This is a genomic window from Glaciecola sp. HA4-3 (genome assembly GCF_055693685.1).
The window spans coordinates 3,180,791-3,192,736 of record NZ_CM146340.1; the positions used below are offsets into that span (position 1 = coordinate 3,180,791).

The following is an 11,946-nucleotide window of genomic DNA, read 5'->3' on the forward strand; positions in this document are numbered from 1 at the left end:
TGCCTTTTCAGTAAGGCAATATTACAGATTCATTATGCTATATATACCACATTTATACCCGATAACGCATAAAAAACCCCAGTATAAAGCTGGGGCAATTATTGAAACGATACAACGTTCTGGCTATTTTCATTTACTATTCCCTATTTTATTGTATTTTGGTACATATTCAATTAAGCCATTACTTTTTGCCTTTGCACGCACTGGAAAACAAAATATGCAAAACAACGTACTTAACATTATTGACTATCAACCATCGTTAGCTCATTACTTTGAGAGTATTAATCGCGAATGGATTGAAGAGATGTTTGTGGTGGAGTCTGTCGATGAGAAAGTACTTGGTGACCCCCAGCAATATATTATTGATCGCGGGGGATTTATTTGGTTTGTCGAACATGAAACACATGGGATCATAGGCACTTGCGCGTTAATCAATCAAGGCGATAACTACTTCGAGTTAACCAAAATGGGAGTGAAATCGGGTTTGCGCGGCTTAAAGGTTGGCGAGTCTTTGTTAAAACATGTCATTACGTTTTGTAATAACACACCCGACAATACTATTTATTTACTCACTAATAAGAAATGCCAAGCTGCTATCCATTTGTATGAAAAGTTAGGGTTTGAGCACAGTAACGATATTATGGCACGATTTGGTGCTAACTATGAGCGTTGTGATGTCGCGATGTTACTTATACAACCCTAATGTCAATGCTAATAGAATGGTTGATACCAGCGTCCTTAACATCTATTGACGTCTTTATTCTTATTATCAGTGCCTGTTTGACCTCTTTTATATCTGCATCACTGGGAATTGGAGGCGGCTTATTGCTCCTTTTGATCATGGCCAATATAGTGCCCATTGCAGTGTTAATACCGCTGCATGGTTTAGTGCAACTTGGCTCAAATGCAAATCGTATGGTGATGACTTGTGACGCTATACAATGGTCAATTGTGCGCTATTTTGCACTTGGCTCTATTGTAGGAATTACGCTTGCAGCATTCATTTTAGTGCAATTGCCGCTAGCCGTTATACAACTTGCAATAGCGGTCTTTGTCCTGTTCATGGTGTGGGGTATCAAACCTCAAAAAAGAGATCTACCCAAACCCCTTCGAGTTGTGGCCGGAGCAATCACCAGCTTTTTGTCTATGTTTGTCGGCGCAACAGGTCCTTTGGTAGCGGCTATCATTTATAGTCAACGTGTCGACAAGCATCAAATTGTGGCCAGCTTTTCAACATGTATGACCTTGCAACATGGCTTAAAGATACTTGCATTTGGCTTTTTAGGCTTTGCTTTTTTGCCTTACTTTGCTTTGATAGTCGCTATGATACTAACAGGTGCTATCGGCACATGGGCTGGCCTAAAACTATTAAACAAGATGCAAGCTCAATATTTTACGTGGCTATTTAAAGCAAGCTTGACTATATTGGCCTTACGGACCTTATATTTAGGTTTTGTCTCACTTTAATAAGGGAGCAAAATGGATAAGAGCAATCAAACAGAATTTCGGTTCTTAGCTGAGCCAACAGACGTGAATTTCGGCGGGAAAGTGCACGGGGGCATGGTCATGAAATGGATTGACCAAGCGTCTTATGCGTGTGCTGCGCAATGGAGTAAACACTATTGTGTAACGGTTTCTGCAAATGCAATACGGTTTATAAAACCTATATTGGTTGGCCAGATGGTCAGTGTTGACGCTAGAATAGTACACACCGGCACAACTAGCATGCATATTTATGTGGTAGTTAGGGCAAGTGATCCTAAACAAGAAAAAGTTACGGTAACAAACAGATGCTTTATTACCTTCATGGCGGTGGATGAACAAGGCAAACCCACCAAAGTGCCTCACTACGAAGCGACAAGTGACGAAGACAAAAAGCTTGAAACTGTTGCGATTCATGCAAAAGATTTTGCGAAAAAATTGGACTTAGATTTTGAACAAACCCTTGGCTGGAAATAAATTATTTAGCGTCGTTATCGTTGCTTACCCCGGCATGACCATGTTTGATGCTATTGGTCCAAACGAAGTGCTCGCCAATAGTGAATTTTTTGATGTTAAATGGATTGCCACCACTACTGGCGGCATTCATAACGACCATAAAAGCTTTAAAATGGCAGAAATGCCACACTTTGAAAGTGTAACACAAGCCGATATTGTGATAGTTCCAGGTGGTCCTGGTGACCATAAGCTTATGCAAAATGAGGCGTTTATTGCTTGGCTAATCAAAATAGATCAAACAACTCAGATTACTGCATCGGTGTGCACAGGTTCACTCGTGTTGGCAAAAGCAGGACTTTTAAGAGGGCAAAAGGCGTGTTCTCACTGGGCATGTTTAGCAGAATTGGAGTCGATGGGTGCAAAAGCGGTTAGAAAACGCTATGTCGAAAGTGGTAAATACATCACTGCATCAGGTGTATCAGCTGGTGTTGATATGGCCCTTTATCTTTTAAAGAAACTCGTTTCATCAAGACATTCCCAAGAGATTCGCTTTGCTATTGAATATTTCCCCAATCAATATCACTTTATCAATAGCTATGGCTTACCAAAGATATTACTTAACAAATTAACACGCAGATTCATGAAGGTATTTGCCCCGACACGAAAACGATATTTATAAACACCATATTTAGGGAGTATTCAATAAAGGCTATATCAGTAATTAGTTTATATCTTTCTTAGTTTCGATAGAGCGTTTTGATTAAGTGAAAGCCAAACTTTGTCTTAACTGGCCCATGAATTTTTAGAATTTCCTTGTTAAACACAACGTTGTCAAACGCCTTGACCATTTGGCCTTTTTTGAATTCGCCCAAGTCCCCTCCTTTTTTGCCAGAAGGACACGTGGAATGCTTTTTTGCGAGTGTCGAAAAATCCTGCCCATTTTTGATTTTTTGTAAAACATCTAAGGCTTGCTTTTCCGTTTTTAACAAGATGTGTAGAGCGCATGCAGTAGCCATAATTAGCGTAAACTCCTTATTTCTTTCAAGCGTTCGCCAAGCATTAGCAAAGCCGGCGTAAGCAGCAAAGTTAATATAGTGGCAAATGTTAAACCACCGGCAATTGTAGATGCGAGCGTTGTCCACCACTGCGCTGATGGAGCGCCAATTGAGATATCGCGTCCGGTAATATCGATGGTAAGTGCAAATACCATCGGCAATAAGCCCAAAATCGTTGTGATTGACGTTAACAGCACCGGCCGCACACGTTGCGCGGCAGTTCGTAAAATAGCTTCTTTAGTCGGCATATTTTGCTTTCGTAAGGCATTGTAGGTATCAATCAATACAATATTATTGTTTACTACAATACCCGCTAATGCAATTACCCCAATGCCGCTCATTACCACATTAAACGCTTGGCCGCTCATCAGTAAGCCAATTAAAACGCCTGCTGTTGAAAACACAATAGCACTAAGTACAACAAGCGCCTGATAGAAGCTATTAAATTGCGTGACAAGTATCACCAGCATCAGAAATATCGAGCCTACAAAGGCTTGAGTCAAAAAGGTCGCGGCTTCTTGTGTGTCAGCATCTTGGCCTTTTACTTTAAGCATTACGCCCGGCGGTAGAGGCGAATTACGTAATGCAATTCTCATTTTTTCAACAAGCTCATCGGCTAATACGCCATCAGCAATATTGGATTTTATTGTCATTGAACGTTTACCGTCCGTTCTACTAATTCGGCCAGTTTTAGGTGCTGGCTCAAATCGCACAAAATTAGCGATAGGCACCGCACCATTTGGCGTCGGTATCCGCAATGCAAACAATTGTTGAATATTCCTACTGTCATTATCAAAGCGAAGACGAATTTCTACTTCCTCTTCTGCATCATCAGGCCGGTACTCAGCCAACAAAGCCCCGTTGGTAATTAGCGTGACCGCATTTCCTAGCAAGGTAACATCTACGTTAAATTGGGCAGCACGCTCTCTATCAACGATTAACTTCCATTCCACACTGGGTAAAGCTCGACTGTCTTCAACGTCAATAAAACCCTCTACTTGACTCATCAATTCGAGCATGTGCTCGATTCCCACTGCAAGCTGCTGGCTATCAATTGAAGTCAGTAAAAATTCTACTGGTTTGCCACTAGAGGGCCCCGACTCTTGCTCTCTTATTTGAGCTTTCAAACCCGAGATATCTGCAATCTCCTGGCGAATATCTTGGCTAATTTGTGAGGCTTTAGGCCTTAATTGCCAATCAACTAATTCAAGTTGAATAATGCCGATAACATCTTCAGGCATATCACTTTGTGAGTTAGTGCCACCGCTTAGCGTCTTAGTATAGACAGACGACAAATGATCCAAGCCTAGTAATTTGTCTTCCACTCTTTTGACGAGTGAGTCTCGTTCACTAATTGATAAGTCACCGCGCGCCTGCACTTGCACTTGCAGAAATTCAGGTTCAATACTGGGGAAAAACTCTACTCCCTTACCAAATGAATAATAAGCAAAATAGGCCAGTATCAACGCTAAGGTAGCAAACATAGCCGTTCGAAAAGGAAACGCAATCACCCTTGTAAGAAATGAAAGGTAGCGCCCAACCCACCCTGTAATATCCTTCAAATCGCCGTTCTCTGCAGCCTGAATAGCTCGATTAGTCTTATTTACATCATCGTTCAAGCTGATGAAAGAAGATAAGGTCTGTTGTATCGAATTTGAAAGCTTCCCAAATATTCGATAATACAGTGTGGATGACGTTTTAGCCGATAAGACACCGCCTAATACAGGAATAAAAACCAATGCCATAAATAGCGAAGCGCTTAAGGTAACAATAACCGTTAAGGGCAAAAATTTCATAAACTCGCCTACAAGGCTAAGGCCATATTAGCAGTGGGAAAAATACAGCCAAAGTCGTTGCGGTGGATGCAATAATCGGCCACGCCATGCGTTTAGAAGCAGACGCAAAAGCGGTTTTAGCAGCTTCACCCTCAGATATTTTTCGTTCTGCTAACTCGATAGTGACAATAGCACCATCAACAAGCATGCCTACGACCAGTATTAAACTAAATAGCACAACTATGTTTAGGGTCATCCCGAAAAAGTAAATGACCGTCATGGCCGATAAAAACGAACCAGGAATCGCCAAACCAACCAATATGCTAGACTTTCCACCCAAAACAGCCACGATGACTATCATTACCAAAACAATGGCAGTGATAACATTGTTTTCAAGATCCCCAAGCATCGTTTTAATTTGCTCTGACTTGTCTTGTAAATAGCTCACATTGACAGTATCTGGCCATAATTGCTGGGATTGCTCAACAATATCCATGACCTTGGGCAATTGTTTCAATGATGTTAGCACCTGTTCGTTTAGATACCTCTAAAGATAAAGCGCTTTGCCCTTGAATACGTGCTAGCGAACGTGGGTCTTTGAAAGTCCGTTTTATAGTGGCGACATCGGCAAAAGTAATAACAATATCATCGACTTTTTTAACCGGTAAACTTTGTAAGTCTTGCAGATTCTCAATCACACCCGGGACGGTGAACACCATTCTGCCAGCGCCATCATCCAAAGCTCCCGCTGCCACTAAACGGTTATTTTGTTGAACAAAGTTTAGGACTTCACTAAAGCTTAAGTTATAGGTTTCAAGTGCAACAGGGTCAATCACGACTTCAAGTAATTCTTCTCTATCGCCACCCACCTCGACTTCTAACACGCCACTAATACTTTCAAGTTGGTCTTTTAACCCTTGTGCCATTGCAAGCAGGGTTCTCTCTGGCAAATCGCCTGATAAAATTATAGTTAATACCGGGAACAAAGACACGTTGACTTCTGTTATCCGCGGCTCTTCGCTGCCTTGGTGGAAGTTCAGCTTTAGCCAAGTCTACTTTCTCTGAAACATCAATCATCGCTTGGTCGGCATCAAAACCAGCATCGAACTCCAAGGTCACAGAGCCAAATCCCTGTGAAGACGTTGAGCGCATTTCTTTTAAGCCCTCTATAGACTTAAGCTCTTTTTCAAGGGGTCTGACGAGCAAACGTTCGCTGTCGCTAGGAGCAATCCCTTCATAGCTTACTGATACATAAATAATCGGTATCGCAATATCCGGCTCTGATTCTTTGGGGATACTGATGTAGGATGTAGTGCCTGCAATAAGCAACATCACAAATGTCAGGCAAACCGTCCTTGTTCTGGCAAACGCAGCATCAATCAATGCGTTCATTTAGTTTTGACCCTGCCCATACTCAGATGCAGCAAGTTCTGAGAGTGCTACCTTGACTTTAGCGCCCTCATCGACAAACGCATGCCCATTTATAATTATCCGCGACGAAGCGGGAATGCCTGTAACGAAGCTACCTTGGCTGTCTGACTGTAAAATTTCAACCGGATAAAATCGCACACGATCTTCATGATCGACCACTTTAATGCCTATCTCACCGTCGCTTCTTAAGGAAAACAAAGCGGGAGATACATAATATGCGTCAATCGAATCAACAAATAATGAAATACTTGCGCTTGTACCCACTTTGATAGCGTTATCCATATTTGGCGAGGTAAGTTCAACTAAGAAAGTTCTAGATTGCATATTGGCTTGAGGCGAGATAAAGCGGACCATAGCATCAATTTCTTGACCGCTTGCAAGCTTCACTATTGCCGTATTTCCCAACGCCACTTTCTCAATATCTTGTTGTGATACTTGTGCTTCGATCACAATAGGGTTGATCTCAATGATACGAGCAATGTCGTCACCGACACGCAAAAAATCACCTTGTTCGACCATGACACTTGCGATAATTCCTTCAAATGGCGCGGTAATTTGAGTGTGCTCTATATCCCGCTTGATACTGGCAATGGCTGCCAATGAAGCCTGCACATCCGAGCTCGCCAATTCTAATTCATTCTCGGATTGATATTGTTTAGCCGACAGTTTTTGTAATCTTTCGAGGTTTTTCTGACGAGTATTAAGCAAAGACTCTTGCTGTGCCAGCAGTGCCATTCTATCTTCAAGTGCAATATTCGCAATGAGTTGTTGCGTAGAAGCCAAATCGCCTTCGTTGACGTTTATCGCATCAATTGTGCCTTCGGTTTTAGCGCGAATTACAATTTCACGATTTGCCACAGATTGACCTTGAATACGCAAAGTAATATCCGTAGTTTGCGGCGCTATTTTCGCAACTTCAACCATAAAGCTATTGCTTGAATTTATTCGTGCTTCTTGCCGTTTTGATTGCTTATCATCGTGACTGAATATGCCAGACGCCATCCAGATGACAAGAATGCTAGAAAATACAAGTGCAATTAGGTGTGATTTTTTCATGTCAAAATGTAGTGAACAGTCCGATGTTATAGTGCCGCTGATTTTAAACCGAAGGGCGAAAAAGAGATAGTAGACATTTGATAAATTTAGCAATTATCATTGCTACATTTGCCTTATCCTAACCGGTATTTAAAACAAAGTATGTATTTCAAAACTCATTGGTGTATCTAATTAGATACACTTGATGCTTTGCTAGTGCTGCGCTTGATTTTTATACTTGCTCAGTAGATATTTTTAAATCACCCATGATTGTTCTATGAACGGGACATTTATCCGCAATATCCGTTAACTTGTTTCGTTGTTCTTGAGTAAGGTCACCACTTAAAAGTAGCTGACGCTTAATCTCCTGTTGGCCATTGTCGTGTTTATGGTGCGTTAAGCTAACTTTTATATTATCAAGTGGTATGTTTTTATGATTAGCGTACATTCTCACCGTCATAGACGTACAACTTCCTAATGCAGCTAATAAGTGCTCGTACGGATTTGGACCAAGGTTTTGTCCACCAAATGACTTAGGCTCATCGGCCAACCATACGTGCTCATAACCGGTGACGGTTTGCGTAAACTTATGGTCTTTTTCTTCCACCGTTAACACTTTGTCCAAATCAGGCGCTTGCGTCACAAGCTCTGGTGGTAAATATCGAGATACCCAGCCCGCTATCGCCCTAGCTACATATAAGGAATCAGGTTTTTTCGTCAAAAGGTGATCTGCATCATCAAGACTAATAAAGCTTTTAGGATGTTTTGCCCAGCCATATATTTTTTCAGCTTGCGCAATGGGTACAATTTCGTCAACGGGTGAGTGCATAACTAATAGCGCTTTATTTTTCATTGAAAAGTGCTTGTCAGAATACAAACTAAGGTCATCTAAAAACTGCTTTTTAATCGTAAATTGCCGCAGTCCCAATTTAACATCAGCAGTGCCTTTACTCTGTATTTCATCAATCGATTGGGTAAAATTATTAATAACTCGCTTGGCTGTTGCTGGCGAGCCTATGGTGACAACTGCTTTTACATAATCAAGCCTATCTTGAATTGACAAGACTGCTGCACCGCCCAAACTATGACCAATCATCACACTTGGTGCTTGATGGTGCTCTTCAAGAAATCTAGCCGCTGCCAATAAATCATCAAGATTAGATGAAAAATTTGTGTTGGCAAAATCGCCATCGCTATTGCCCAGCCCAGTAAAATCGAATCTTAATACTGCAAAGCCTAATTCAACAAGATGACCTGATATTCGTGACGCGGCCGCAATGTCTTTGCCACAAGTAAAACAATGAGCAAAAAGTGCATAAGCCTTTGGTGACTCTATAGGCGTTTCTAGCAGTCCGGCAAGCGTTACGCCGTTGCTGTCAAATTCAACTTTTTGTCTCATGCATTACACCTATTTAACTAATTGAGTAAATATTATGGATACAATACCAATATGGCTAGAGTATAAATGTAGCTGTAGTTAGGTAATTTTGCTCAAATATTCTAATGCGTGTTGAGTTTGTTGCTCAGAATATTGGCTACGTTTGCTATGTTGAGGGGCCCAACCTGCTAAAAAACGCTCAAAATCAGCCCACGCAAAAGGATACATAACGGTATATTCTTGTTTGATTGTTTCAATCTGTGTGCGTCTTACCCCATTTTTTGCCAATACACTGTCCAATACTTCAAAATAATAAGCCAACATATCTGGAGCAAGCCGCGATAGGGTTTGCTCAGACAAACAGCTTCCCAAAAAATACACCAGATCTTGGATCCCTGACCCTCTACCAACATATTGAAAATCAACACCAGCCACTTTATCTAATGTAGGTGAAAAACAAAAATTAGCCAGTTTTGCATCGCCATGTAAAAGGGTTAAAAAACGTGAGTTTGACAAAATTCTATCAATGCTTTTCGCGTTTTGCTTTAGTGGGCCATCTTCTAATTTTTTAAATTCTTGAGGCCTTGTTTCTAGATGCCAATAAGTGCCTCTGGGCCAGAGCCTTGGTGTATCTATTGTCATAAACGTAGCATGGAAATTAGCTAACCATGATATCACTAGCTTAATTGACTGGGTGCTCAACGAATCAGACATAGATAGTCTAGAGGGATATCCACAGGCATCTAAGTCTTCCATGATCATAAACGCACGAAATGGTGCGTCAGCTAAAAGCGATTGGCTATCTATTTCACTCAGATATACCTTAGCGAGTCTGCAATTTTTATCGGTATGGTGTGCATAATATTGATAAAACAGTTGCTCATTTTGATATGACGATAGTTTACGGCGATGGGAAATATCTGACTGCCAACCTCGAGGATGTTCAAGTGCTTGTCCAGAATCAATACATACTGCTTTTGTAATCAAGCTGCGCTGCTTGCTGGTATTTGTATATCGCGCTATTTCCCCGTAACCGCTCCACAAAGATTGAATCGACTGAGTCTTTGTAAAATTTTTATCGTCAAATACTTGTTCAAGTGCATGCACTATTTTTAGTTCAAGATCTTGATGCATGGCTATTGCTTCCCATATATGTTTTATCAACTACAATAGGCATATTGATATCGCTAATGTTTTGCTTGGTAAAACAAGCATAAACAAGCCCGACACGTTTTCAAGGATAAATTCATGACCGATACAAATCCATTCCCGAACCTTTTACAAGAACTTGATTTAGGCTTTACTACACTTAAAAATCGTACCTTGATGGGATCAATGCATTTAGGCTTAGAAGAAGAAAAAGGCGGGTTTGACAAGCTGGCTGCTTTTTATGCAGCAAGAGCAAAAGGAGGAGTGGGTCTAATTGTCACAGGCGGGATAAGCCCAAATGTTGCAGGTTGGGTGGCACCTTTTGCAGGCCGTATGAGTAGCAAAAGACATGCACAAAAACATAAGGTGATCACACAAGCGGTACATGAACAAGGCGGTAAGATTTGCATGCAAATTCTGCATTCAGGTCGTTATGGATACCACCCATTAGCGGTCTCTGCATCTGCCGTAAAATCCCCTATCACACCATTTAAACCCAAAGGGTTATCAGCTAGAGGAATACGCAATACCATAAATGATTATGCTAACTGTGCGTCACTTGCTCAATATGCAGGCTATGATGGCGTTGAAATTATGGGTTCTGAAGGCTACTTGATTAATCAGTTCTTTTGTAAGCGCACTAACTTTCGAGATGATGAATTTGGCGGTAGTTTAGAAAACAGAGCTCGTCTAGCAGTAGAAATTGTCAAACAAACGCGCGAAAAAGTGGGGCCTAACTTTATTATTATTTATCGACTTTCAATGCTTGATTTAGTCGAAGGCGGCGCACCTTGGGACGAAGTTGTTTATCTTGCCAAAGAAATAGAATCCGCCGGCGCCACCTTAATTAATACTGGAATAGGTTGGCACGAAGCGCGAGTCCCCACAATAGCAACGTCTGTACCTCGCGCCGCGTTTACTTGGATCACGCATAAAATGAAACAAGAAGTCAGCATTCCGCTTATCACTACTAATCGCATCAATACGCCTGAGGTTGCTGAATCTGTATTAGCGCAAGGACATGCAGATATGGTTTCGATGGCACGACCTTTTTTATCTGATCCCGATTTTGTAGCAAAAGCCATGCGTAACGAATCACAAATGATCAATACTTGCATTGCTTGTAACCAAGCTTGTTTAGATCATGCGTTTGAACAAAAACGGGCAAGTTGCTTGGTCAATCCTCAAGCATGTTATGAAACTGAACTCATCTTTAAAACAGCAAATCAGTCAAAGAAACTAGCAGTCATTGGTGCAGGGCCCGCAGGACTAGCATTTTCAACATATGCTGCTCAACGAGGCCATGAAGTACATTTATTTGACTAAGGCATCTGAAATTGGCGGACAGTTTAATTACGCTAAACAAATTCCCGGAAAAGAAGAGTTTTACGAAACCTTGCGCTATTACCAAAACATGATTGATATAACTGGAGTTGTGCTACACCTCAACACCCAAGTCAGTGCCGATATACTTAAGGACCAAGGCTATGATGAAGTAGTCATGGCAACGGGTATCAAACCAAGGCAATTGAATATTCCAGGCATCGATCATCCTAAAGTAATGAGCTATTTGGAAGTTTTGCGTGATCACAAAGAAGTCGGCGAAAAAGTGGCTGTCATCGGTGCAGGTGGAATTGGGTTTGACGTATCCGAGTATTTAGTTGAACAAGCACAGCTAACTACAAACGTAGATAAGTGGCTTGATCACTGGGGGATAGATAAAGCGTTTAAACAAGCCGGTGCATTGAAGGCGCCTGAGGAAGTCACCCCTACTCGCACTGTATATTTATTGCAGCGCAAAACAAGCAAAGTCGGCAAAGGGCTGGGTAAAACAACAGGTTGGATCCACCGTTCTTCTCTTGCCAATCACAAAGTAAACATGATGAATGGCGTCAGTTACGAAAAAATTGACGATGAAGGTTTGCATATATTAATAGGTGATAAACCCAAAATATTAGACGTTGATCATGTCATTATTTGTGCTGGACAAGAGCCTTTAAGAGAGCTTGAAGATAGTTTAGTAAGCGCGAACATGAAGGTTCATATTATCGGTGGCGCAAGTGTAGCGGCCGAGCTAGATGCCAAGCGCGCTATACGCCAAGGCGCAGAATTAGCGGCCAAAATATAAACTGTATCTAATTGGATACACCAAAAAACAAAGCGCTTAACCATTAATTTCCCGATG

12 protein-coding genes and 1 pseudogene are annotated in these 11,946 nt (G+C 41.4%); 5 read left to right on the forward strand and 8 right to left on the reverse strand.

The annotated features are described in order from the left end of the window. Positions 1 to 34 precede the first annotated feature (34 nt). From ACZ1G6_RS15265 to ACZ1G6_RS15280, 4 genes are read left to right on the forward strand one after another with little or no spacing between them, the layout of a single operon-like run. Positions 35 to 703 carry a GNAT family N-acetyltransferase gene (locus tag ACZ1G6_RS15265; protein WP_472617070.1) on the forward strand — a complete coding sequence of 223 codons (669 nt, stop codon included), beginning with the start codon at positions 35 to 37 and terminating at the stop codon, positions 701 to 703. Then, positions 703 to 1,467 (forward strand): sulfite exporter TauE/SafE family protein, encoded by a 765-nt coding sequence (locus ACZ1G6_RS15270; protein ID WP_472617071.1) that lies wholly within the window; start codon positions 703 to 705, stop codon positions 1,465 to 1,467. Before ACZ1G6_RS15265 ends, ACZ1G6_RS15270 begins: the two co-directional genes overlap by 1 nt. Before the next feature lie 12 nt (positions 1,468 to 1,479). Then, positions 1,480 to 1,959, forward strand: a complete 480-nt coding sequence (locus ACZ1G6_RS15275; protein WP_472617072.1) for an acyl-CoA thioesterase — start codon at positions 1,480 to 1,482, stop codon at positions 1,957 to 1,959. Next, entirely contained in the window at positions 1,934 to 2,617 is a 684-nt protein-coding gene (locus ACZ1G6_RS15280) for a DJ-1/PfpI family protein (protein ID WP_472617073.1), read from the forward strand. The genes ACZ1G6_RS15275 and ACZ1G6_RS15280 overlap by 26 nt, the downstream gene beginning before the upstream one ends. 58 nt (positions 2,618 to 2,675) lie before the next feature. Here the strand turns inward: ACZ1G6_RS15280 and ppiC are convergent, their stop codons facing one another. From ppiC to ACZ1G6_RS15320, 8 genes are all read right to left on the reverse strand, one after another. Then, a complete protein-coding gene (gene ppiC, locus ACZ1G6_RS15285) occupies positions 2,676 to 2,954 on the reverse strand; it encodes a peptidylprolyl isomerase PpiC (RefSeq protein WP_472617074.1) in 279 nt (92 codons plus the stop codon). 2 nt (positions 2,955 to 2,956) lie between these two features. After that, complete coding sequence (locus ACZ1G6_RS15290) at positions 2,957 to 4,789, reverse strand: efflux RND transporter permease subunit (protein WP_472617075.1); 1,833 nt, start codon at positions 4,787 to 4,789, stop codon at positions 2,957 to 2,959. Positions 4,790 to 4,805: 16 nt separating this feature from the next. After that, positions 4,806 to 5,285, reverse strand: a complete 480-nt coding sequence (locus tag ACZ1G6_RS15295; protein ID WP_472617076.1) for an efflux RND transporter permease subunit — start codon at positions 5,283 to 5,285, stop codon at positions 4,806 to 4,808. Then, on the reverse strand, positions 5,251 to 5,760 hold the full coding sequence (locus ACZ1G6_RS15300) for an efflux RND transporter permease subunit (protein WP_472617077.1): 510 nt from the start codon (positions 5,758 to 5,760) through the stop codon (positions 5,251 to 5,253). The genes ACZ1G6_RS15295 and ACZ1G6_RS15300 overlap by 35 nt, the downstream gene beginning before the upstream one ends. After that, positions 5,666 to 6,160: an efflux RND transporter permease subunit gene (locus tag ACZ1G6_RS15305; protein WP_472617078.1), complete on the reverse strand. Its 495-nt coding sequence runs from the start codon at positions 6,158 to 6,160 to the stop codon at positions 5,666 to 5,668. Before ACZ1G6_RS15305 ends, ACZ1G6_RS15300 begins: the two co-directional genes overlap by 95 nt. Next, positions 6,161 to 7,255, reverse strand: a complete 1,095-nt coding sequence (locus tag ACZ1G6_RS15310; protein ID WP_472617079.1) for an efflux RND transporter periplasmic adaptor subunit — start codon at positions 7,253 to 7,255, stop codon at positions 6,161 to 6,163. 211 nt (positions 7,256 to 7,466) lie between these two features. Next, positions 7,467 to 8,633 carry a bifunctional alpha/beta hydrolase/OsmC family protein gene (locus ACZ1G6_RS15315; protein ID WP_472617080.1) on the reverse strand — a complete coding sequence of 389 codons (1,167 nt, stop codon included), beginning with the start codon at positions 8,631 to 8,633 and terminating at the stop codon, positions 7,467 to 7,469. Positions 8,634 to 8,711: 78 nt separating this feature from the next. Continuing rightward, positions 8,712 to 9,746 carry an oxidoreductase family protein gene (locus tag ACZ1G6_RS15320; RefSeq protein ID WP_472617081.1) on the reverse strand — a complete coding sequence of 345 codons (1,035 nt, stop codon included), beginning with the start codon at positions 9,744 to 9,746 and terminating at the stop codon, positions 8,712 to 8,714. Positions 9,747 to 9,860: 114 nt separating this feature from the next. Between ACZ1G6_RS15320 and ACZ1G6_RS15325 the strand changes: the two are divergent. Then, positions 9,861 to 11,889 (forward strand): annotated as a pseudogene (locus tag ACZ1G6_RS15325) (oxidoreductase). The last annotated feature ends 57 nt before the right edge of the window (positions 11,890 to 11,946 follow it).